Genomic DNA, 21,755 nt, shown 5'->3' with positions numbered 1-21,755 from the left:
TTAGCAATTAGCAATTAGCAATTAGCAATTAGCAATTAGCAATTAGCAATTAGCAATTAGCAATTAGCAATTAGCAAAAAATAAATTATTCGATTATCAATACCAAACTACTTTCTAAAATAATTCACAATGCAACTCTGCTGTGAGTTCGAGTGGTTTTTAATTCAATTTTTTCATTGAATTAAAAAATGTCTGCCCGCCAAGTAGGAGGGTATCAAGAACCTTTTGGAACGTGAAAGCTTCTCGATACTAATTTTCTCGTGCCTCTAAAATTCACTCGAAGTGACAATAAAAACACCTATTAAAAAATCCCTTTCTTATCATTTCTAGTCAAGATGTATCCTAATAATTAACATCAAACAATACCCATCTCTAAAAAAGAAAAGATTGCTTAGTGCCTCGCAATGGCGAATAATTATTTCAAAATATCAGCAACCAACCCTTGCAACTCCCCAACAACATCTTCCTCGAACCACGGATTCTTACTACGCCAAAAGCGGTTTACAGGTGATGGATGTGGTAGAAGAAAATACTTAGGCAAGTATTCTTTGTAATGCAATACATTTTCGGTCAGGTTCTTTTTGGCTTGCTTGCCTAGATATTGGTCTTGAGAATATTTACCAATTAGTAGAATGAGTTTTACATTTTCAAATTGGTCCCATACCTGAGAATGCCATAAGGGGGCACATTCCTTTCTTGGAGGCAGATCGCCCGTTTTTCCTTTCCCCGGATAACAAAACCCCATAGGCAGTACGGCAAAATTACTTGGGTCGTAGAAGACCTCTTCATTTACTCCCAACCATTCGCGTAATTTTTTGCCACTGGGATCGTCCCAAGCTTTATTTTCTACATGCGCTTTTCTACCTGGTGCCTGACTTACCAAAATAATCTTTGAATCAATTGAACCGGCAATAATAGGTCTAGGCTCTAATGGCAATTGCGCCTTACAGACTGTACAACCTCTTATTTCAGTTAGTAATTCTTGCATGGTTATGTTCAACTATACTATTAGAAATTAAATTGCCAAGTAAAACACCTCAGGGCAAGCCCATGAGGCATTTAAAGGAAACAAACTTTTAAATTAAAGGTAAGCCTTTGAGTAGTATACTTTTTGGCGGTGCCAATAAACTACTAAAGCAATGCCAATGCTTCGCCATCAAATGACAATCCTTCAAAACCCGTTTTTATAAAGTTTCTTATATTCTGATGAGAAGTGCCTTTTAGGTCAAGTAACACTTCATCAAAATAATACGACCCAAAACATGTCAACGTTTCCTCTTTTGTAAGTCCTTCCTTGATAGCAAAAGAGAATAGTTTACAAGATCCCGAGTTTTGACCAACTTCGTTTCTTACTTCTCCGTTAGTATAGGCCGTTGGCGTAAAACTGTACTTAGAATCTATAACTACCATAGTATCTGAAAAGGAAACCTCTTTAGGTGTGGTGGCCAACTTACTCTTAAATTCCGCTAATGTCATGATTTACTTTTGGTCTTAAATTGGTTATTTCTTACATATTGATATTCAAATATAACGAAACCCTATTTTTAACCTCAACTTTACCCGCATTCAAATTTTGTGAAATAGGCAACATACTAGAAATGCCCAATGCATACCTATTGTAATTAGCTGCTACACCAAAACGGGCAAAATATACTTCTCCACCTGTATCTGGTACAGTAAGACTAAACTCTTGATTTTCTTCAAAAATTTCGCCACCCAAACCTATTTGCGGAGTAAGTGATACTGACGAGGAAAGGTAATAAGTTTTGTAGGTGTTCAACGCCACATTCCATTGATTACCGAACAAGTAACTTTTACTGTTTTCCGTTTTAATGGTATAGTTCAATAAGGCAGATAAACCCCAATTTCTATGGGTAATTCCATAATTAGCAGCTAAAATATAATCCCAACTGCCGGTTCCCAGTTGAAAACTTGGGTTGACACTGCCTTCAATGTTAGCGGCATCAAAGCTACCTGTGGGTAATTTTATTCCGCCACCAATTTGTAAGGCGTGTTCTGGCTTAATAGAGATGATGCTATCTGGTGTTTGGCGTAGTACGTTATAATATGCCAATACTGTGGCATCTCCAATACCATTTATTGTCTGCTCTGTATTATCGGCAAACGTTCTGTTGTGTGAATGGTAGGACAGCAATGCATTTACCAAAACTCGTTTCCCCACAGGAAATTTTCCCCATACCTGTACTGTGTTAAAGTTTTCGTTTATCCATGGAGAATTATCAAAAATACCATCTCTTGAGCGGTACTTCTGACCTATGTACCTCAGTCCAACAAAGTTATTATTCAATCCGGTTCCAAAACCCATACTTCCTCCATTTCCCCCGCATCCGCAGGTATCACAGAAATATTCATAGGCTGTATTTTTCCAAATACACTCATACTCTGTATCTGGCAAATCATTTGCTTGGACCATAAATAATCCGCCAAGCCAAAAAATATATATTATAATCTTTTTCATATTTTAATATTCTGAAAATCGTTCGTCATTTATAAAAGTGTAATCCGTCAATATTTCAAAAAAAGCCAACAAGCCTTCTTTTTCTTCATCGTTCAATGCTATGCCCAATCCGTCTTGGGTTTGTAAAGAATCATCCAATGTTTCTGAATCTACCATACCATTGGTATAAAAATTCAATACCGATTCTAAGCTACCAAACCTGCCATCATGCATGTATGGTGCGGTCAATGATACGTTCCTTAAACTTGGCACTTTAAATTTGTACTTATCACTATCGCTACCACTAACCTCAACCCTACCCAAATCATTTAATTGTGGATTAGGCGGTAAGCCATTGTTTCTAAAACTGCCATCTGTAAATAAATCCGTAGCGTGGCATGAAGCACATTTTTGCTGAAAAACAGTTAGTCCCATTGCTTCGGTTTCGGTTAGTTGCCCACCTTCTTCATTACGCTTATACTTATCGTATTTACTATTAGAAGAAATCATCATGACCATAAACTGAGATATGGCCTTTAAAAAATTCTCGGCATTTACGCCGCCTTCCTCAAAAGCCATTTCAAATTCTCTTTGATATACTGCATCGGCTATGAGTTTATTGATGACACCCGTCATGGTTTCACCCATTTCCACCTCATTGGTGATAGGGATTATTGGAAAAAGATCTAAGTGAGATGTAGCACCATCCCAAGCAAACTCATTAAAGAATGCCATATTTGATATTGACGGCGTATTTCTTGTTCCCTCTAAATCATTTACACCGTGACTAAATTGATGCCCGTGGTGGGTAAACGCGGAACTTTGCTCATGGCAGAAACCGCAAGAGATAAAACCGTTAGAGGAAAGTTTGCCATCATAAAATAATTTCTTACCCAGTTCAAAACCTAATTGTGTTGGCGGATTTGCATCTATGTCATAAGCCAATTCAGGAAAATTCTTTGGAACTTCTACTGTTAAAAGGGTATTCTCTATAGCTACATAATCATTACTGCAAGACACCAAAAACAGGGACAGTAATACCCATAAAAGATATTTCATCTGTTAACATTTTAAAATTAGGGCCGCCCGTTGAGCGACCCGAATGTGTTTAGTGTGAATCTCCTGTACCGTTATGTACGTGGTCAACAGTGAACATGCTTGCCGTATTTAGGGCTACAAGTGGCGATTTTTCTTCACTCACCATAATTACGGATTGCTCTGACAAAGAAAGCTTGTTTTCTCCATCTAAAATGACACTGGCATCTGCTACTAGATGAATGATGGGCGACATTTCATCACTTACCAAAGCATCTGTTCCTAAACTTAATGTAACCTCTTTATAATTATCCAAGCTAGAACCATGGCTACCCATGTGCACCTTAAAGTCCGTTGCTTCGGTTACCGTTTCAGAAGTAAACGTACCCTCAAAATTTAAAAACTTGTAGCCTGCTTGCCATGACCACATCATATTGGTTTCTTCGGCAACTGTTAAAAAGTCTCCCTGACCTTCTGCTCCTTGCAAGTATTTTTCTTGGTCTACACCTATACCAAAAGTTACGGATATGTAAGTACCTGCCGGTATGTTCTCCAATACTACTTCCGTATTGCCCGTTTCTTCACTGGTAACAAAATAGCTGTCATCTTTTTCATAGGTAAAAACTTCGCCCATATTATTTGTTAACCTAAAATTACTGACTATGTAATTTAGCCTTGTAATGGTCAGTGTTTCGTTCTGCGAATTTGTGTAACTTGATGTTGCCAGTAATAAATCATCTGAACCAACAGCGTTGTCAAATTCTAGGGTTATACTATTCTCACCCATTAGCTCATCTGTTGTATCATCATCACTGCTACAACTTGCAAATGCACTTAGAACAAGGGTTCCAATTAAAATTCTGTTTATAAATTTCATCTGTTATTATTGTTATTATCCAGATATAATTCACCCTTAAATATTCTGGGCAGAACCCAAAACATAATGGCATATTACATCTTTGTTTACGTAATGGTTTTACCTAATGACTATGCATTAGGTTTGATTTTAAAATAATTGATTATGTCCACGACTACAGGTTTTGTGACGTGGTATGGATATACAACAGTATACACCTTTTAAAAAAGGGCATAGGTTTGTTAAGTTGTATTTAAGATAAGAAGTTTGGCGGATGAAAAACAGCCGATATAAACTGTTGCTCGTTTAAGTTAGGATGCATTGAAACCACTTTTGTTTCAACTATTGTACTTTGAAAATCACAATCAAGAATACTAACAAAACCAATAGGATATTCACGAAGATCTGCGGAAGGAATATCTTGATGATCTTCTTGTTGCTGCTTTTTTATTAATTGAGACAAATAACATTTTCCATCGCAATTAAGCATCGGTTTATCTTTATTGATACATAAAACCTCAGCTATGTAATCTTGGTTAATGACATACTCCAATACAGGCAATACCGGCTTTACCATAGCTGTGAGGTATAACAGTATAAATGTATATGTGAGATTTTTTTTCATTAAAACCGAATCAAAGATAATTCTGATTTTAAAATTTTCTTATTTATTTTTTGGAATTAACACAAAACCTATTAAACAACAGTTTTGCAAAATTTACCTATTGCCGCCTACGATAATAACAATTTCTCCTTTTGGTGGTTTTTCTGTAAAGTGCTTTAGTACTTCCTCTGCAGTACCACGAACAGTTTCTTCGTAAAGCTTAGTCAACTCTCGGGAAACCGAAATAGGTCTTTCTGCCCCAAAATATTCCACAAAGCTCCCTAATGTCTTTATAAGTTTATGTGGAGATTCATAAAAGATGATAGTACGTGACTCTTCTGCCAACAACTTTAATCGTGTCTGTCTACCTTTTTTTACGGGTAAAAACCCTTCAAACACAAACTTGTCATTTGGCAATCCGCTATTGACCAATGCAGGCACAAAAGCTGTTGCTCCCGGTAAACACTCTACCTCAACGCCCGCTTCTACACAGGCACGGGTTAAAAGAAATCCCGGGTCAGAAATTGCCGGGGTACCTGCATCTGAAATTAACGCAATGTTCTCGCCCCCCTTTAGCTTTGCTACCAAATAATCTACCATTTTATGCTCATTGTGCATATGGTGACTTTTCATTTGGGTACCAATTTCAAAATGATGTAATAATTTTCCGCTGGTACGTGTGTCTTCCGCCAGAATTAAATCTACCTCCTTTAAAACCCTAATGGCCCTAAAGGTCATATCCTCTAAATTACCGATAGGCGTAGGTACCAAATAAAGCTTTCCCATGTGTTTATAAGTAAAAGCCTTCAGGTAGACCTAAAAGGCATTGTATTGAAAATTTTAATTTAGATTATCGAATAAAAAACCCAACACAAGTGCTGGGTTCATGACACATATATTTTATTATTAAGAGAATCTACGAGATACCAATTCTATAAACCGTTCCTCATATGATTCTTTGCCCACCCAATTATTATAGTCTGGCTTCACCATATTCTTAATGAATGAAATGGAACGTTCTTCCGTATCTATAGTATTCAATTGAGATAATACACGGTTATAATCTTCCATATTATCATTGAACAAATGCTTTACAAATGCCAAACGATCGTTCAAATCTACTTTTACATTACTTTTTGCCAAACGATCATTTAATGATTTTGGTGCTGCCCCTGCCTGCTTTAAATCTTCTTTAGAGGGTGTAAACAGTTCCTTATCATTTTTCATAAGATTGGGCTTTGACATAAACTCCGTCAAAACATCTTCTAGCTGATCATTATCTGGCATTTCAGAAACAAAACCTTTAATAGTATCCATTCCTGGGTACTTGATGATATCTTCTTCATGCGGATTACTCTCCGGTACTCCCGTATTACCTCTCATTACGGCATTTGCCATTTCCTCAAATTTTGCCGCAATGGCATTTTTAGAAACATCAACTTCCATGTCATTAAGTTCTACCTCAATAAACCTAAGAACGGCCAGTTTCTCGTAAAGGTTCTTTGAAACCTCATACAATTTGGTGACATCATCTAAATTATCGGCAGTCAAAATTTCTGTAGATAACTTTCTCAATTCCAGTTTCAACTTATTTTTCATCTCACAATTTTTACGGTAAAGACCTAAATAGCGGGTTTTTTAAATACCTTTATCATTCTTAAATAATAAACGAAAAACCGATTATTTTCGTCTAAAATTACAAAATGTTTCTTGAAAACACAGTTAATCCTAAAGAACAATTCGGCTGGATAGAAGTCATTGCCGGGTCTATGTTTTCTGGAAAGACAGAAGAATTGATCCGTAGACTAAAGCGAGCGCAGTTTGCCAAATTAAAGGTTGAGATATTCAAACCCATGGTAGATACGCGTTATGATGATGAAATGGTTGTATCTCATGATGCCAACGAAATTCGTTCTACCCCCGTACCCGCAGCAGCCAATATCCGTATTCTGGCAGACACGTGCGATGTCATAGGTATCGATGAAGCCCAATTCTTTGATGATGAAATAGTTACCGTATGTAACGATCTGGCCAACAAAGGTGTTAGAGTTATTGTTGCAGGACTGGATATGGACTTTAAAGGAAAACCTTTTGGTCCCATGCCCGCCCTGATGGCAACGGCAGAATATGTTACCAAAGTACATGCCATTTGTACACGTACCGGTAACCTTGCCAATTATAGTTTTAGAAAATCAAGTAACGACAACTTGGTCATGCTAGGCGAAGTAAACGAATATGAACCTTTAAGTAGAGGGGCATATTACAAAGCTATGCTCAAGGAAAAGGTTAAAACAATGGACGTCAAATCTGAGGAAATCGACACCCTCAAAAAGAAGGAAAATGGCTAAGGCAGAAGAGACGGTTTTAGAAATTGACTTGCAGGCGTTGGATCATAATTACAGGTATTTACGCTCTAAACTTAGGCCTGAAACTAAATTTATGGCAGTGGTAAAAGCCTATGCCTATGGCAGTGATTCCGTCGCTATTGCCAAACGTCTTGAACATTTGGGTGCAGATTATTTTGCAGTAGCTTATGTAAACGAGGGCATAACACTAAGGGAGGGTGGTATTACCGCGCCCATATTGGTTCTTCATCCACAAAAAGTTCATTTTAAAACGCTTATAGAAAATCATCTTGAGCCCAGCATATATTCCAAAGCTATTCTATCCGGTTTTATTGCAACGGCCAAAGAACTGGGCGAAACAGATTATCCTATCCAATTAAAATTCAATACCGGTCTCAATAGACTTGGCTTTTCTGCCAGTGAATTACTGGAGGTCTCTACATTAATTCAACAACAAAGTGCGGTTAAAGTAACGGCATTGTTATCTCATTTGGCCGCTACTGAAGATGCTAATGAAATAGACTTCACGACCCTTCAGCTGCAACGGTTCAACACAATTTGCAAAAAGGCAGATACCCTATTTAAGAACAGGACCTTAAAGCATGTACTAAATACTTCCGGTATCATAAATTATGCGCAGGCCCAATATGATATGGTCAGAAGTGGTATTGGACTATATGGTTACGGAAACCAGCCAGAAATTGATACAGAGCTAAGACCGGTAATGACCCTTAAAACTATAATCTCACAAAAACATATTATAGAAAAAGGGGAGTCTGTAGGATATAATCGTAAATACAAATCTGATTATAAAACCGTAACGGCAACCTTGCCTTTAGGTCATGCAGATGGTATTGGGCGAGAATATGGCCGTGGAAAAACATACGTACTCATACACGGAAAACTAGCTCCAATTATTGGAAATGTCTGTATGGATATGATAATGGTAGATGTCACCAATATAGAATGTGAGGAAGGGGACGAAGTAGAAATTTTTGGAAAAAACCTTTCTGCGAACCAATTTGCAGAAACCGCACAAACCATAACGTATGAAATACTTACGGGACTTTCTCAACGTATAAAACGAGTTTTAATAAATTGAATTCTTAACATTTCATTAAGGAATCGTTTTTTTTAGTAAATTGCGTTACTTTTATAATTTAACCATTAATATAAATTAAGTAAACATGTTAAAAGAATTCAAGAATTTTATCATGACGGGTAACGTCATAGATTTTGCTGTAGCTGTAATTTTGGCCGGAGCAGTAGGATTAGTAGTAAACGGATTTGTTGCCGACATCGTTATGCCGGTTGTAGGTCACTTCGCTGGTGGAATTGATTTTGCCGATATGAAGATCGTTTTAGATGAAGCTGTTGTTGCAGCTGATGGTACCGTTACAACTGCTGAAAATGCAATTCGTTGGGGTGCATGGATCAACACCATCGTTAACCTTATCATTGTAGGTTTCGTAATGTTCATGATCGTGAAAGCTTATAACAAAACTAAAACTCCTCCAGCTCCACCTGCACCAGCAGGACCAACTGCAGAAGAGTTATTAGCAGAAATAAGAGATGCTTTAAAAAAGTAATCTTAAATATACTCCCTAATAATAGGGAACCGTTGCACTGCAACTTACATTAATTAAAACCGTCAACTTTGTTTCGCTAACATTGTTGACGGTTCTTTTTTTACTACCCTTTCGTACTTTCTACAACAAACAATAATGTTACAAATTAAACATTTTGTTATATTTTAATTATTCTGTTATTTTTTACTTGTGCAAGTACCAGTAATACGTATTTTTGCCGCTTAATAAAATTGATTTACAAATGAAAGTAGCTGTAATAGGTGCCACGGGCATGGTAGGCGATGTAATGTTGAAAGTATTGGCCGAACGTAATTTTCCGTTAACGGAGTTGTTACTCGTAGCCTCTGAACGTTCTGTAGGTAAAAAGATGACCTTTAAAGGAAAAGAGCATACGGTCATCGGTTTAGCAGATGCCGTAGCAGCAAGACCTAATATTGCCATATTTTCTGCAGGGGGGGATACTTCCTTAGAATGGGCTCCTAAGTTTGCAGAAGTGGGTACTACGGTAGTAGATAATTCTTCTGCCTGGAGAATGGATCCCACCAAGAAATTAGTTGTTCCAGAAATTAATGCTCATGAGCTTACTGCCGAAGATAAAATAATTGCAAATCCTAATTGCTCTACCATACAATTGGTAATGGCATTGCACCCTTTACACAATAAATATAAAATGAAACGTGTAATTGTCTCCACCTATCAATCGGTTTCCGGTACAGGGGTAAAAGCAGTAAAGCAACTGGAAAATGAAATTGCAGGTGTACAAGGCGAAATGGCATATCCTTACCCTATTGGTAGAAACGCATTACCTCATTGCGATATTTTCATGGAAAACGGATACACCAAGGAAGAAATGAAATTGGCCCGTGAGCCACAGAAAATTCTTGATGACCGTACTTTTTCCATTAGTGCTACCGCCGTTCGTATACCTACCGCTGGCGGACATTCAGAATCTGTAAACGTAGAGTTCGAAAATGATTTTGAACTTAATGAAGTACGCCGTCTGTTGAACGAGATGCCAGGTGTTACCGTTCAAGACAATCCAGATACGAACACGTACCCTATGCCCATATATGCCCATGATAAAGATGAGGTCTTTGTAGGTCGTATACGTAGAGACGAAACTCAAAGAAATACCTTGAATATGTGGATCGTGGCAGACAACCTTAGAAAAGGCGCAGCTACTAACGCAGTACAAATTTCAGAATACTTGGTAGAAAAAGGCTTAGTTTAATTTATATCCTATACAACGTTAAAACCTTCAGAACATCACTGTTCTGAAGGTTTTTTTATGGTATTTTAGTAGAAAATGAACTACTCATGAAAAAAGTTATGCCTGCGCTTCTTCTGGTTGCGCTCATTTTTTCTTGTAAAAACGAACCTAAACCTCAACCTATTACCGTGAAATATCCTGTTACAGCAAAAGTAGATACCGTAGATAACTATTTTGGCACTGATGTAAAAGACCCTTACCGTTGGTTAGAAGATGATAGAAGCCCAGAAACCGAAGCTTGGGTAAAACAACAGAACAAGACTACATTTGGTTACCTAGAAAAAATACCATTCCGCAACGACCTAAAACAACGATTAGAAAAATTATGGAACTATGAAAAGTTGGGCTCTCCTTTTAAAAAGGGAGACTATACCTATTTTACAAAAAACGACGGTCTACAAAACCAATACGTAGTTTACAGGACAAAAGCCGAAGAAGAACCAGAGGTATTCTTAGACCCAAATACCTTTTCTGAAGATGGTACAACTTCTTTGGCAGATTTAAGCTTTACCAAAGATGGAACATTAGCTGCTTATCTAATTTCCGAAGGTGGTAGCGATTGGCGAAAGGCTATTGTTCTAAATGCCGAAACTAAAGAAGTTGTTGAAGATACCTTGTTCGATATTAAATTCAGCGGACTATCCTGGAAACGCAAAAAAGGGTTTTATTATTCTAGCTATGACAAACCAAGAGGTAGTGAACTCTCTGCCAAAACAGACCAACACAAGGTTTACTATCATAAACTAGGTACGGCACAGAAAGATGATGAACTTATATTTGGTGGTACACCTGCAGAAAAACATCGCTATATTGGTGCATATGTAACTAATGACAACAGGTACTTACTAATTAGCGCCTCTATCTCTACTTCTGGTAACAAACTATTTATCAAAGACCTAGAAGATCCTGAAGGATTACTTATCCCCATCGTAGAAGATACTGAATCTGACAATTATGTAATTGATAATATTGGCTCTAAACTTTATATAGTTACAAATAGGAATGCACCGAACAAAAAAATTGTTACGGTAGATGCCAGTAGTCCACAAGTTGAAAATTGGGTAGATTTTATTCCGGAAACCGAGCACGTTTTAAATCCTACTACCGGAAGTGAATTTTTCTTTACAGAGTATATGGTCGATGCCATTTCCAAAATAAAACAATACGATTATGATGGCAAACTCATTAGGGAAGTAGAATTGCCGGGTATTGGCTCTGTTGGCGGATTTAATGGCGAAAAAGAGGATAAAGAACTGTATTTCTCGTTTACAAATTACAATACACCAAGTTCTACTTATAAATATAATCCTGCAACGGGTAAATATGAACTGTTCTGGAAACCTGAAATAGATTTTGATCCTGCAGATTATACTTCTGAACAAGTTTTTTACGCTTCAAAAGACGGCACCAAAATACCTATGATCATTACCTATAAAAAGGGAACCGAATTGAATGGCAAAAACCCAACGATTCTTTACGCCTATGGCGGATTCAATGTAAGCTTAACCCCTTCATTCAGCATTGGTAATGCCGTTTGGATGGAGCAAGGTGGTATTTATGCCGTACCAAATCTTCGTGGTGGTGGCGAATATGGTAAAGAATGGCATGATGCGGGTATAAAAACCAAAAAGCAAAATGTATTTGATGATTTTGTTGCCGCTGCTGAATATTTAATAGCGAACAACTATACATCAAAAGAGTATTTGGCTATTCGAGGAGGTTCTAATGGCGGATTGCTAGTTGGTGCCACCATGACACAAAGACCAGATATAATGCAAGTTGCCCTGCCTGCTGTTGGGGTTATGGATATGTTGCGCTATCATACATTTACGGCTGGCGCCGGATGGGCGTATGATTATGGTACTGCAGAAGATAACCAGGAGATGTTTCAATATTTAAAAGGCTATTCTCCCGTACACAATGTAAAACCAGGCACTGCCTACCCAGCAACTTTGGTTACCACGGGCGATCATGATGACAGGGTGGTTCCTGCCCATAGTTTTAAATTTGCCGCAGAGCTTCAAGAAAAACAAGAGGGTACCAACCCCACATTAATCCGTATAGAAACCAATGCCGGTCATGGTGCGGGGACTCCTGTGAGCAAAACCATAGAGCAATATGCAGATATTTTTGGCTTTACGCTCTATAATATGGGTTATACGGAATTACCAAATAAAAGTGTTTTAAAAGAATTTAAGGAGTAATCTTTACCTTAAATCAATAAATTATTGAAAAATCCGTTTCACATTGGAACGGATTTTTCAATTTTGCATTCCTAAGAACAAAAGCATGTTACGAGTAGAGAACCTTTCATTTTCATATGATAAACTTCCAGTTTTAGAATCCATTAATTTACGTATTCAACGTGGAGAACATGTGGCTATCATTGGTGAAAGTGGGTGCGGCAAAAGTACCTTGCTCAAGCTAATGTATGGTTTAATGGATTTGGAACAAGGCGAAATTTTCTGGGAAGATGAGCAAATTTTAGGCCCTGCATTTCACCTAGTACCAGGTATGCCCTTCATGAAATACCTGTCTCAAGATTTTGATTTGATGCCGTTCATTACCGTTTCTGAAAATATAAGCCAGTACCTATCCGTATTTTATCCTGATGAATTAAAAGAACGTACCCAAGAGCTTTTAGAGATGATCGAGCTTACCGAATTTGCCGATAAAAAGGTGAAAACTTTGAGTGGCGGGCAACAACAACGCGTTGCCTTGGCTAGAGTATTGGCACAAAAACCAGAAGTGCTTCTTTTAGACGAACCTTTTAGTCATATTGACAATTTTCTTAAAAATAGCTTACGCCGTAATATTTTTAATTATTTAAAAGAGAATCTCATTACCACCATTGTTGCCACACATGATGTGCACGATGTTTTACCATTTGCCGATCGTGCAGTAGTTTTACGTGACAAAGAAATAATAGCCAGGGCAAGACCTATGGAGCTCTATAAAAATCCAAAAAGTCTGTACGTTGCATCACTTTTTGGTGAAGCCAGCATGATCTCTATAGATGTGCTTAAAACATATGCGAATACCAAAAGAAAGATAATTGTGTATGCACATGAGTTTAGGGTATCGCCTTCACAAGGTTTTCATGTTACCGTTGAAAAAGCATACCCAATGGGCAGTCATTACTTAACGGAGAGTAAAAGCGATGAAAATGAAACCATCTTCTTTAATGCAGATAAACTATACCCAAAAGGAAAAGAGGTATTCTTGAACGTCGCTATTGAAACTATCAATCAACGTATACAGGAAGCTGCGACCAATTAATTCCAGTCCCTTATAAGAAGTTATCTATTGCTATTTTTAACAATTACAGGAGGATTTCTTTTTGTTTACATTTGTTAAAATCTTGTTGTGAACAAAGAGCAAATACTTACGGAGTTACAATTTAAGGCTATACGGAGTAGCGGTCCTGGTGGTCAGCATGCCAATAAAGTATCTTCTAAAGTAGAATTATCTTTTCATATAGAAAATTCTGCCGGATTAACAGATCGACAAAAAAAGAGGCTTCTTCTCAAATTAGGAAATAAACTAAGTAAAGAAGGTTTTTTACTATTACAGTGCGATGAATCTCGCAGCCAACATAAAAACAAAGAATTGATTATTAAAAGATGCTTTAAGCTTCTTGAAAGATCTCTAATTGTACCCAAGGCAAGAAAGAAAAGTAGACCTACTAGATTATCTATTGAAAAAAGGCTGAAAGGCAAGAAAATTGCATCCCTTAAAAAGCAAAATCGGGGAAAACCAGATTATTAAGCTTCTTGTTTTTTATGCAAAAATAGTATAGAATACAAACACGGTTATGGCACCTGTAAGACCAAGAACTCCCGTTCCCAATCCAAATAGTCGATACCCTGTTTTTACGTTCATACCGCTCATTTGTGTTACTACCCAAAAGAAACTATCATTGGCATGAGAAATTACCGCAGAACCCGCCCCGATAACAACAACTACCAGTGCTTTCTGTATTTCGGTATCAAAACCTAAAGACGACATCATCGGCATAATAATAGAAGCTGTCGTTACCAGTGCCACCGTAGAAGATCCTTGGGCCGTTTTTAAAGCCGCCGCTAATACAAATGGCAAGAAAATACCCATGTTATAGTCGGTCAAAGTTTGCCCTAAAATTTCTGCGATGCCTGAGTTCTGTAGTATTTTACCAAAAATTCCGCCAGCACCGGTAATCAATAATATGGAAGCCGCATCTTTAATTGCCTTACCTACCCAACCCGCAGAAGAAAGCATATCATAATTCAATTTTTTAGGTAAGAGCAAACATAAGAATACGCCGATCAATAATGATATAACCGGTTCACCCACAAAATTGATGAAATTCAGAAGTCCGTTGCCTCGTGCAATATCCATGGAATTTAAGACGGACTTCAAGACAATTAGAAAAATAGGTACTAGAATGGGTATAGACGCTTTTAAAGCACTGGGCGAATCTTTAATGTCTTGTTCTGCTTCTAGCGCATCTTCAACATTTGGTTCTATCATGGTTTTTGATGCATACTTTTTAGCGAATACGATTCCTACAATCAAAGCCACTATACTTGTTGGAAATCCGAAAGCGATGACCAAACCTAAATCTGCCCCAAGAATACCTGCCGCAGCTATAGGACCAGGAGTTGGCGGTACCATGGTATGCGATGCCATTAAGCCCAAACCTAATGCTATTGCAGGACCAGCAATTGATATTTTGGCTTTCCTGGAAAGACTTTTATTTAAGGGATGTAGCAACATAAAGCCACTATCTGCAAAGACAGGTATTGATACAATATAACCAATGATACCCATTGCGGTTGTTACCCGTTTCTTCCCTATTACACCCAATACTTTCTCCGCAATTGCAAATGCGCCACCGGTATGTTCTAAAAACGCACCGATGATTACCCCAAGTACAATAATCAACCCTATTTTACCAAGCGTACCGCCAAAACCATCATTGATAGATACAATGATATCAGCATAAGGCATACCGGTAAAAACACCGTATAAAATGGAAATGATAAACAATGCTAAAAAAGCATGAATCTTGAGTTTTGTCGTCAATATAATTATGGCAATGACTGCGAGAAGTAAGTAGAATATTTCCATGATTTATTTTTTATGTTATTTGGAGTACTTCATAAGCACTTAAAAAGTGTCAAGGAAACAAATTTTAAAAACAATGAACACTATCCAATACTCACTATAATTAACTCCTTCCCGTTAAAACTAAAAACATCTCCTACTTTTTTACCAAACACAAGCTTACCAATAGGCGTTGCGGCAGAAATGCAGTAGACCGACTTAGGCTTACTTTTGAACTCCCCTGCGGATATTGCTATGTAATAAATGAATGCGTCTGTAACGACCAAACTACCCAAACCTACCGTTGGGGCATTTCTATCTTTTGGAACTTTTGATAATAGTTGTTGCGTTTTTTCTAATTCTGCCAGCTGCTGACCTAGTTTTTCTCGCTCTAGCTGAATCATGGCACGACCGGTTTCATGCTTATCGCCAGCACTACTCTTTGTCTCTGAGGCAAGTGCCGACTCCAACTCCTTAATTTGATTTTGTATTCTTGTCAACCTATTGTCAACGAAGTTCATGCAAAAGTCGTAAGCGTTTTTTTTTAAAATCTCAAGTGATTCAATTTCCTTCAATGTGATATAGATCTGCCAGTTTATAAATCAAGTAATTTACAATTTGAGTATCACTTTCCCCTCCATTGATCATGTTATGAATCTCAATTTCATGTTCAGCTTTAAAATATTCCAGATCGCCTGAGCGATCGTCACTGAATATATTCCACGATTTCAATCCGCTTAACATTGCCTTATGTGCTTCGTAACGGTTTGTAATGGCTTGGGCCTTCTTCTTATCTACACTAACCGAAGATTCGGTATCGTTTAGCAACTTATAGTTTGCCGTAATTTGGGCATCTGCTTTTTCCGCTTCGGTAATAATCTTAAAATAAGCTCTTGAAACTAAAGATTCGTATTTGGATTTAAATCGTGAATTAGCATTATCATCAGCTGCCAATACCATTTCTTCATCTGTACTGGCATATAAATCATTTACCTTATATGCATTATCGGCAATAAGAGATTGCTTCCAAGCTTCACTCTTTATATATTCTTTCCAAACTTTTGCATACTCTCGCTTGTAATGGTTTTTTGATAGACTACAGCTATTAAGACAAATTAAACCTATAACGGTGATAAGCATGGCCGAAGTAACTCTTCTGTTCAATGTTTTCATATAGTATACGTGCGATTAAAAACCTTCTTAATAATTTACTGTTCTAAGGCAAACCAATAAGTGCATTTTGGCAATTGACAATCTATGCTATTTCCAATTTATAAATAAAAAGATGAGTAGCCCCGGACTTTTTGATAAGAATTTAAAAAATGGAGATAAACAGTATTTATCCTACGCTATTAAATTGGCCAAATTTTTACCAACAATACTACCAATAGCAATACCCATACCTCCCAAACGGACTCCACAAGACACATTATCAGAAACTTGCTTTATGATGGGTTTCTTCTGTTGACCAACACCCATTATACCGCTCCAATTATAATCAATTTCATAAGACTGCTCTGGCAAAATGACTGTTTTTAATAATTGATTAAGCTTATTCTGAACCAAGTGGGTATTGCCAAATTCTGTCGTTTCTTCTGCTTTAAAGTCCAAATTACGACCACCGCCCAATAAAATTCTATTGTCAATATTGCGGAAATAATAATAGCCTTCTTCTAAATGGAACGTTCCTTTAATATTTAGGCCTTTAATTGGTTTTGTAATCAACACTTGTGCCCGCGCAGGTTCCACGTTCTCAGATAATAATTGGGCGGCAAAGCCATTTGTAGCAATCAGTAATTTATTGGTTGTAAAATCCATATCATCGGTTTTAACCAATACTTCTGCACCAGAATCTTCAAAAGCCTTTACTTCTGTTCCATTTAAAATATTGATGTCTTTTTGATACGATAATTGCAGTAATGAATACATCATTTTACCGGTATCTATTTGTCCTTCATAAATCTGGGAAATATAATTACCATTAATTCCACTGAACTTAAACCTGTTTGGTAAAACTTTGAATGCATCCTTTCCAAAAATGGGCCGTAATAACCCGTTGACATACTCTACTTGTCCTAAACAGCTCTCATATAACGCTACATCCTTGTTTAAAAACAATTCATGTCCACCATTGTTCTGATACCCGATCGCATTATCACCTAAAAGTGTACGAAGCGAATGTATTCCATCAAATCGATCTTGTACCAATTGAAAAACCTCTTGTTCTGAATGTGTTTTTAAGTCCGATAAAATTTCAGAAATACTACCAAAACAGGCGAACCCTGCATTTTTGGCACTGGCACCCTGTGGAAGCTTTCCTTTTTCCAAAACAAGAATTCGTGCCTTCGGATGCATTCTTCTTAGTTCTAGAGCACAGTTTAAGCCTACAATACCACTACCAACAATGGTAAAATCGATATTTGAAAACCAAGATTTTTGTTCCCAGTAGCTTAAATTCATAGAAGTATTCAAAAGACGAGTTAAGATAAAAAATCAATCTGGAACAAGCGCATAAAAAAACTCCAACATAATTGTTGGAGTTCATTATTAATTTTCTGGTTGAGGATCCATTTTAAAATCGTCCATGAAAGCTGTTGTGTAATTACCGGCCAGATAATCTGGATGGTCCATTAACTGCCTGTGGAACGGTATGGTCGTTTTAATTCCCTCTATTACGAATTCATCTAAAGCACGCTTCATTTTATTGATTGCCTCTTCCCTTGTTTGGGCAGTAGTAATCAACTTAGCGATCATAGAATCGTAGTTTGGAGGAATACTGTAACCACTATAAACATGGGTGTCCATACGTACGCCATGACCACCTGGTGTATGTAAGGTCGTAATCTTACCCGGTGATGGCCTAAAGTTATTATAAGGATCTTCCGCATTAATTCTACACTCTATAGAATGTAATTTTGGAAGGTAGTTTTTCCCTGAAATTGGCACACCTGCAGCTACAAGTATTTGCTCACGAATTAAATCATAATCAATAACCTGTTCTGTAATTGGGTGCTCTACCTGAATACGGGTATTCATCTCCATAAAATAGAATTTACGGTGCTTGTCTACCAAAAATTCTATAGTCCCTGCACCTTCGTATTTTATGTATTCTGCAGCTTTAACCGCAGCTTCGCCCATTTGCTCTCTTAACTTATCCGTCATGAAAGGTGACGGCGTTTCTTCCGTTAACTTTTGGTGACGACGTTGTACAGAACAATCTCTTTCAGATAAGTGACATGCTTTACCAAATTGATCACCAACAATTTGGATTTCAATATGGCGTGGCTCTTCGATCAGCTTTTCCATGTACATACCACCATTACCGAATGCAGCAGTTGCTTCATTAACGGCACTGTCAAAAAGCTCTTCCATTTTATCTTCGGAAAAAACGGCACGCATACCTTTACCACCACCACCGGCAGTAGCTTTGATCATAACCGGATAGCCCATTTTCTTGGCTACCTTCTTAGCATCTGCAACATCTTTTAATAGACCGTCTGACCCTGGTACACAAGGTACACCGGCTTGTTTCATGGTTTCTTTGGCCGTAGCCTTATCTCCCATTTTATCTATTTGATCACCAGAGGCACCAATAAATTTTATATCATGTTCTGCACATATACGTGAGAACTTTGAATTTTCTGAAAGAAAACCATAACCTGGGTGAATAGCATCTGCATTGGTAATCTCGGCAGCAGCAATAATATTCGGGATCTTTAAATAGGATTCGCTACTAGCAGCAGGACCAATACATACAGCCTCATCTGCAAAACGCACATGCAAGCTTTCTTCATCTGCCTTACTATAAACGGCTACCGTTTTAATACCCATTTCTTTACAGGTACGGATAACACGCAAAGCGATTTCTCCCCTATTGGCAATCAGTATTTTTTTAAACATCTTTTAAATTTTAAGTTCTTGGTTCTACATGATTCTTACATACCGTTATTACGGCATCTAACAATTACTACTCAAAATTTAGTTAAGAAGGATCTACCAAAAATAATGGTTGATCAAACTCTACAGGCGAAGAATCATCTACCAAAATCTTTACGATCTTACCAGAAACTTCAGATTCTATGTCGTTGAACAATTTCATTGCCTCAATAACACAAAGTACATCTCCTGTACCAATAGTATCACCAACTTCAACAAAAACAGGTTTGTCCGGTGAAGGCTTTCTGTAGAACGTACCGATTATTGGAGATTTTATAGTAATGTACTTGTCATCTTCAGCCTCTGCCGCAGGTGCTGCAGGAGTAGATGCTTCTGCCGGTGCCGCAGGTGCTGCAGCAACTGGTGCCGGTGCCGCTGGCTGCGCCATAGGCATTGTATGCACATAAGTTGGTTCAGAGTTACCAGTTAAGCTTCCTGTACGAATGGTGATCTTAATATCATCCGTTTCCAGTTTTACCTCGCTAGCGCCAGACTTGGCTACAAACTTGATAAGGCTTTGAATTTCTTTAATATCCATATTTTCTAAGTTATAATTGGTAGTTGTTGTTAGTTAATACGCCCATTTAAGGTAAATAGAACCCCATGTAAAACCGCCACCAAAGGCTGCAAATACAAGGTTATCTCCTTTTTTAAGCTGTTTTTCGTAATCAAATAATAATAATGGCAACGTTGCCGATGTAGTATTACCGTAACGTTGAATATTCATCAATACTTTAGAATCTCCTACTCCCATTCTTTTGGCAGTGGCATCTATAATACGCTTATTGGCCTGATGCGGTACCAACCAATCTACATCTGACTCGGTAAGATCATTTCTATCCATAATCTTGGCCGCTACATCTGCCATATTGGAGACGGCAAATTTAAATACGGTTTTTCCTTCTTGAAAAATGAAGTGTTTTTTATTGGTAACACTCTCTATAGTGGCCGGCATTAACGAACCGCCGCCTTCCATACCCAAGTATTGTCTACCGCTACCGTCTGCCCTTAAATACTCATCTTGCAGGCCAAGACCTTCCGTATTTGGTTCAAAAAGAACCGCACCGGCACCATCCCCAAAAATAATACATGTGGTACGATCGGTATAATCAATTATAGATGACATTTTATCTGCACCTATAAGCAATACTTTTTTATATCTACCGGTTTCTATATGACCGGCAGCCGATGACATGCCAAAAAGAAAACTTGAACATGCCGCCAATAAATCATAGGCAAAAGCATTTACTGCACCAATTTCCGAAGCAACGAATGCGGCTGTAGATGCCACCATACTATCCGGTGTTGCCGTTGCAACTATAACAAGGTCTATTTCAGAAGCTTTTAGACCTTTCTTTTCCATTAGGTCTTGTGCCGCTTTTATGGCCAAATACGACGTACCTTCTCCCTCTTCTTTCTTTAAAACCCTTCTTTCTTTAATGCCCGTTCTGGTAGTGATCCATTCGTCATTGGTTTCAACCAAATCCTCAAGCATTTTGTTGGTCATTACAAACTGGGGAACATAGCCTCCTACCGCGGTAATAGCTGCTGTAATTTTGGTCATACTTTATTTGCTTTCTTGTAAAAAACTTAAAAAACCTGTCAAAAGTCATGAAAATTAGTGATTTTCAACGACTTTTTGGGTAAAGTTATCGGGTTTTTGAAAAATTGCAATTAATAGCCTCACCACCGTTACCCTTTAATTTATCTGAGTAACAAGGTCCTAAAATACAAATTGGGCTAAAAAAAACTCCCTACTTCAAATGAAGTGGGAGCATAGTATAATGTAATAAGGTCTTAAGCTTCTGCTTCTTCAGTTTTGTCAACCAAAACTTGACCTCTGTAATGTAATTTTCCTTCGTGCCAGTGAGCTCTGTGAAAAAGGTGAGTCTCGCCAGTTGTAGAATCGGTAGCCAATGTTGGTGCTACTGCTTTATAATGTGTTCTTCTTTTGTCTCTCCTTGTTTTGGAAATTTTTCTTTTAGGATGTGCCATTTAAACCTTATTTATCCGTTAATAGTTTCTTTAATTCGTCCCATCGGGGATCGTTTTCTTCTTTATCTGATCTTTTCTCTTTTGGTTGAAGCTCCTTTAACCTGTCTAACACTTCAGATTCTAAAGTGCCATCTTCAATACCAGGATGAATTCTTTTTTGCGGAACTGCCAATACTAGCATTTCATACACGTATTGCGCAATATTCAATTGGTGCTCATTATGAGGAAGAATCAGTATTTCATCATTCTCGTCATTATACTCTTCACCAAACTTTACCACTAAATGTAAATCTCCGCTTATAGCTTGATCATACGGTTCACTGGTAATGTCACAATCAACATTCACTGTTCCAGATGCTTCCATATCAACCTCTATCATTGTACTTGTTTTATGAAGTACTACATCTAAATTGATGTTGGCAGCATTGAACTCATCATATCCAAAAGAATCAAAGAACGTATTGTCAATCTGGTAATTAAAGTTGTGTTTTCCTTGCTTCAATCCTGAGAAAGGAATATTGAACTCCTTTTGCTTCATCACGTACACACTTAAATTAACACTAATCGCCCACAAAAGGCGGG

Annotated in this window: 24 protein-coding genes; 7 read left to right on the top strand and 17 right to left on the bottom strand. The window is 37.6% G+C overall.

Annotated features, from left to right (window positions below):
* Nucleotides 1–415: 415 nt before the first annotated feature.
* The 8 genes from PXC01_RS02000 to PXC01_RS01965 all read right to left on the bottom strand — a co-directional run bounded on the left by PXC01_RS02000 (nucleotide 416) and on the right by PXC01_RS01965 (nucleotide 6,552).
* Nucleotides 416–988, bottom strand: coding sequence for a uracil-DNA glycosylase family protein (locus PXC01_RS02000; RefSeq protein ID WP_276470702.1), 573 nt, complete (start codon nucleotides 986–988; stop codon nucleotides 416–418).
* A gap of 143 nt (nucleotides 989–1,131) precedes the next feature.
* The gene (locus PXC01_RS01995) at nucleotides 1,132–1,476 is read right to left on the bottom strand and encodes a HopJ type III effector protein (RefSeq protein ID WP_276470701.1); all 345 of its coding nucleotides are present in this window, start codon (nucleotides 1,474–1,476) and stop codon (nucleotides 1,132–1,134) included.
* 31 nt (nucleotides 1,477–1,507) lie between these two features.
* On the bottom strand, nucleotides 1,508–2,479 hold the full coding sequence (locus PXC01_RS01990; protein WP_276470700.1) for a transporter family protein: 972 nt from the start codon (nucleotides 2,477–2,479) through the stop codon (nucleotides 1,508–1,510).
* A 3-nt stretch (nucleotides 2,480–2,482) separates the two neighbouring features.
* Entirely contained in the window at nucleotides 2,483–3,517 is a 1,035-nt protein-coding gene (locus tag PXC01_RS01985; protein ID WP_276470699.1) for a cytochrome-c peroxidase, read from the bottom strand.
* A 49-nt stretch (nucleotides 3,518–3,566) separates the two neighbouring features.
* On the bottom strand, nucleotides 3,567–4,370 hold the full coding sequence (locus tag PXC01_RS01980) for an MbnP family protein (RefSeq protein WP_276470698.1): 804 nt from the start codon (nucleotides 4,368–4,370) through the stop codon (nucleotides 3,567–3,569).
* A gap of 232 nt (nucleotides 4,371–4,602) precedes the next feature.
* Nucleotides 4,603–4,974, bottom strand: a complete 372-nt coding sequence (locus PXC01_RS01975; protein ID WP_276470697.1) for a hypothetical protein — start codon at nucleotides 4,972–4,974, stop codon at nucleotides 4,603–4,605.
* Between the two features lie 93 nt (nucleotides 4,975–5,067).
* Entirely contained in the window at nucleotides 5,068–5,739 is a 672-nt protein-coding gene (rsmI, locus tag PXC01_RS01970; RefSeq protein ID WP_276470696.1) for a 16S rRNA (cytidine(1402)-2'-O)-methyltransferase, read from the bottom strand.
* Nucleotides 5,740–5,859: 120 nt separating this feature from the next.
* Entirely contained in the window at nucleotides 5,860–6,552 is a 693-nt protein-coding gene (locus PXC01_RS01965; RefSeq protein ID WP_276470695.1) for a hypothetical protein, read from the bottom strand.
* A 104-nt stretch (nucleotides 6,553–6,656) separates the two neighbouring features.
* Here PXC01_RS01965 and PXC01_RS01960 point away from each other — a divergent pair, with 104 nt between their 5' ends.
* The 7 genes from PXC01_RS01960 (at nucleotide 6,657) to arfB (ending at nucleotide 13,925) form a co-directional block, all read left to right on the top strand.
* The gene (locus PXC01_RS01960; RefSeq protein WP_276470694.1) at nucleotides 6,657–7,301 is read left to right on the top strand and encodes a thymidine kinase; all 645 of its coding nucleotides are present in this window, start codon (nucleotides 6,657–6,659) and stop codon (nucleotides 7,299–7,301) included.
* A complete protein-coding gene (gene alr, locus PXC01_RS01955) occupies nucleotides 7,294–8,400 on the top strand; it encodes an alanine racemase (RefSeq protein ID WP_276470693.1) in 1,107 nt (368 codons plus the stop codon). Before PXC01_RS01960 ends, alr begins: the two co-directional genes overlap by 8 nt.
* An 85-nt stretch (nucleotides 8,401–8,485) precedes the next feature.
* Nucleotides 8,486–8,887, top strand: a complete 402-nt coding sequence (mscL, locus tag PXC01_RS01950) for a large conductance mechanosensitive channel protein MscL (protein WP_276470692.1) — start codon at nucleotides 8,486–8,488, stop codon at nucleotides 8,885–8,887.
* 241 nt (nucleotides 8,888–9,128) lie between these two features.
* Nucleotides 9,129–10,118: an aspartate-semialdehyde dehydrogenase gene (locus PXC01_RS01945; protein ID WP_276470691.1), complete on the top strand. Its 990-nt coding sequence runs from the start codon at nucleotides 9,129–9,131 to the stop codon at nucleotides 10,116–10,118.
* Between the two features lie 86 nt (nucleotides 10,119–10,204).
* Nucleotides 10,205–12,361: a prolyl oligopeptidase family serine peptidase gene (locus PXC01_RS01940; protein WP_276470690.1), complete on the top strand. Its 2,157-nt coding sequence runs from the start codon at nucleotides 10,205–10,207 to the stop codon at nucleotides 12,359–12,361.
* Between the two features lie 85 nt (nucleotides 12,362–12,446).
* A complete protein-coding gene (locus PXC01_RS01935) occupies nucleotides 12,447–13,436 on the top strand; it encodes an ABC transporter ATP-binding protein (protein ID WP_276470689.1) in 990 nt (329 codons plus the stop codon).
* An 87-nt stretch (nucleotides 13,437–13,523) separates the two neighbouring features.
* Nucleotides 13,524–13,925: an alternative ribosome rescue aminoacyl-tRNA hydrolase ArfB gene (gene arfB, locus PXC01_RS01930; RefSeq protein WP_276470688.1), complete on the top strand. Its 402-nt coding sequence runs from the start codon at nucleotides 13,524–13,526 to the stop codon at nucleotides 13,923–13,925.
* A 12-nt stretch (nucleotides 13,926–13,937) separates the two neighbouring features.
* On the opposite strand, the gene PXC01_RS01925 is transcribed toward arfB, so the two are convergent.
* The 9 genes from PXC01_RS01925 to PXC01_RS01885 form a co-directional block, all read right to left on the bottom strand.
* Nucleotides 13,938–15,266: a GntP family permease gene (locus PXC01_RS01925; RefSeq protein ID WP_276470687.1), complete on the bottom strand. Its 1,329-nt coding sequence runs from the start codon at nucleotides 15,264–15,266 to the stop codon at nucleotides 13,938–13,940.
* A gap of 80 nt (nucleotides 15,267–15,346) precedes the next feature.
* Nucleotides 15,347–15,763: a GreA/GreB family elongation factor gene (locus PXC01_RS01920; RefSeq protein WP_276470686.1), complete on the bottom strand. Its 417-nt coding sequence runs from the start codon at nucleotides 15,761–15,763 to the stop codon at nucleotides 15,347–15,349.
* Between the two features lie 40 nt (nucleotides 15,764–15,803).
* On the bottom strand, nucleotides 15,804–16,415 hold the full coding sequence (locus tag PXC01_RS01915) for a hypothetical protein (protein ID WP_276470685.1): 612 nt from the start codon (nucleotides 16,413–16,415) through the stop codon (nucleotides 15,804–15,806).
* A gap of 171 nt (nucleotides 16,416–16,586) precedes the next feature.
* Nucleotides 16,587–17,702, bottom strand: a complete 1,116-nt coding sequence (locus tag PXC01_RS01910; RefSeq protein WP_276470684.1) for an NAD(P)/FAD-dependent oxidoreductase — start codon at nucleotides 17,700–17,702, stop codon at nucleotides 16,587–16,589.
* Between the two features lie 87 nt (nucleotides 17,703–17,789).
* Nucleotides 17,790–19,142 (bottom strand): acetyl-CoA carboxylase biotin carboxylase subunit, encoded by a 1,353-nt coding sequence (gene accC, locus PXC01_RS01905; RefSeq protein WP_276470683.1) that lies wholly within the window; start codon nucleotides 19,140–19,142, stop codon nucleotides 17,790–17,792.
* Nucleotides 19,143–19,224: 82 nt separating this feature from the next.
* Complete coding sequence (accB, locus tag PXC01_RS01900) at nucleotides 19,225–19,716, bottom strand: acetyl-CoA carboxylase biotin carboxyl carrier protein (RefSeq protein WP_276470682.1); 492 nt, start codon at nucleotides 19,714–19,716, stop codon at nucleotides 19,225–19,227.
* A gap of 33 nt (nucleotides 19,717–19,749) precedes the next feature.
* Nucleotides 19,750–20,742 (bottom strand): beta-ketoacyl-ACP synthase III, encoded by a 993-nt coding sequence (locus tag PXC01_RS01895; protein WP_276470681.1) that lies wholly within the window; start codon nucleotides 20,740–20,742, stop codon nucleotides 19,750–19,752.
* A gap of 233 nt (nucleotides 20,743–20,975) precedes the next feature.
* On the bottom strand, nucleotides 20,976–21,173 hold the full coding sequence (gene rpmF / locus PXC01_RS01890) for a 50S ribosomal protein L32 (RefSeq protein WP_027065618.1): 198 nt from the start codon (nucleotides 21,171–21,173) through the stop codon (nucleotides 20,976–20,978).
* 7 nt (nucleotides 21,174–21,180) lie between these two features.
* The gene (locus PXC01_RS01885) at nucleotides 21,181–21,711 is read right to left on the bottom strand and encodes a YceD family protein (RefSeq protein ID WP_276470680.1); all 531 of its coding nucleotides are present in this window, start codon (nucleotides 21,709–21,711) and stop codon (nucleotides 21,181–21,183) included.
* Nucleotides 21,712–21,755 lie beyond the last annotated feature (44 nt).

Source organism: Maribacter huludaoensis, assembly GCF_029350945.1.
Taxonomy (GTDB): Bacteria; Bacteroidota; Bacteroidia; order Flavobacteriales; family Flavobacteriaceae; genus Maribacter; species Maribacter huludaoensis.
This window is presented reverse-complemented; position numbering and strand designations above follow the sequence as displayed.

What these genes read in the sequence shown, in the direction of transcription:
- rpmF (WP_027065618.1), bottom strand. Translation starts at nt 21,173, where the DNA reads ATGGCACATCCTAAAAGAAAAATTTCCAAAACAAGGAGAGACAAAAGA.
- PXC01_RS01885 (WP_276470680.1), bottom strand. Translation starts at nt 21,711, where the DNA reads ATGAAGCAAAAGGAGTTCAATATTCCTTTCTCAGGATTGAAGCAAGGA.
- PXC01_RS02000 (WP_276470702.1), bottom strand. Translation starts at nt 988, where the DNA reads ATGCAAGAATTACTAACTGAAATAAGAGGTTGTACAGTCTGTAAGGCG.
- PXC01_RS01920 (WP_276470686.1), bottom strand. Translation starts at nt 15,763, where the DNA reads ATGAACTTCGTTGACAATAGGTTGACAAGAATACAAAATCAAATTAAG.
- PXC01_RS01965 (WP_276470695.1), bottom strand. Translation starts at nt 6,552, where the DNA reads ATGAAAAATAAGTTGAAACTGGAATTGAGAAAGTTATCTACAGAAATT.
- PXC01_RS01995 (WP_276470701.1), bottom strand. Translation starts at nt 1,476, where the DNA reads ATGACATTAGCGGAATTTAAGAGTAAGTTGGCCACCACACCTAAAGAG.
- PXC01_RS01915 (WP_276470685.1), bottom strand. Translation starts at nt 16,415, where the DNA reads ATGAAAACATTGAACAGAAGAGTTACTTCGGCCATGCTTATCACCGTT.
- accC (WP_276470683.1), bottom strand. Translation starts at nt 19,142, where the DNA reads ATGTTTAAAAAAATACTGATTGCCAATAGGGGAGAAATCGCTTTGCGT.
- alr (WP_276470693.1), top strand. Translation starts at nt 7,294, where the DNA reads ATGGCTAAGGCAGAAGAGACGGTTTTAGAAATTGACTTGCAGGCGTTG.
- PXC01_RS01910 (WP_276470684.1), bottom strand. Translation starts at nt 17,702, where the DNA reads ATGAATTTAAGCTACTGGGAACAAAAATCTTGGTTTTCAAATATCGAT.
- PXC01_RS01985 (WP_276470699.1), bottom strand. Translation starts at nt 3,517, where the DNA reads ATGAAATATCTTTTATGGGTATTACTGTCCCTGTTTTTGGTGTCTTGC.
- rsmI (WP_276470696.1), bottom strand. Translation starts at nt 5,739, where the DNA reads ATGGGAAAGCTTTATTTGGTACCTACGCCTATCGGTAATTTAGAGGAT.
- mscL (WP_276470692.1), top strand. Translation starts at nt 8,486, where the DNA reads ATGTTAAAAGAATTCAAGAATTTTATCATGACGGGTAACGTCATAGAT.
- PXC01_RS01925 (WP_276470687.1), bottom strand. Translation starts at nt 15,266, where the DNA reads ATGGAAATATTCTACTTACTTCTCGCAGTCATTGCCATAATTATATTG.
- PXC01_RS01975 (WP_276470697.1), bottom strand. Translation starts at nt 4,974, where the DNA reads ATGAAAAAAAATCTCACATATACATTTATACTGTTATACCTCACAGCT.
- PXC01_RS01940 (WP_276470690.1), top strand. Translation starts at nt 10,205, where the DNA reads ATGAAAAAAGTTATGCCTGCGCTTCTTCTGGTTGCGCTCATTTTTTCT.
- accB (WP_276470682.1), bottom strand. Translation starts at nt 19,716, where the DNA reads ATGGATATTAAAGAAATTCAAAGCCTTATCAAGTTTGTAGCCAAGTCT.
- PXC01_RS01990 (WP_276470700.1), bottom strand. Translation starts at nt 2,479, where the DNA reads ATGAAAAAGATTATAATATATATTTTTTGGCTTGGCGGATTATTTATG.
- PXC01_RS01935 (WP_276470689.1), top strand. Translation starts at nt 12,447, where the DNA reads ATGTTACGAGTAGAGAACCTTTCATTTTCATATGATAAACTTCCAGTT.
- PXC01_RS01980 (WP_276470698.1), bottom strand. Translation starts at nt 4,370, where the DNA reads ATGAAATTTATAAACAGAATTTTAATTGGAACCCTTGTTCTAAGTGCA.
- PXC01_RS01895 (WP_276470681.1), bottom strand. Translation starts at nt 20,742, where the DNA reads ATGACCAAAATTACAGCAGCTATTACCGCGGTAGGAGGCTATGTTCCC.
- PXC01_RS01945 (WP_276470691.1), top strand. Translation starts at nt 9,129, where the DNA reads ATGAAAGTAGCTGTAATAGGTGCCACGGGCATGGTAGGCGATGTAATG.
- PXC01_RS01960 (WP_276470694.1), top strand. Translation starts at nt 6,657, where the DNA reads ATGTTTCTTGAAAACACAGTTAATCCTAAAGAACAATTCGGCTGGATA.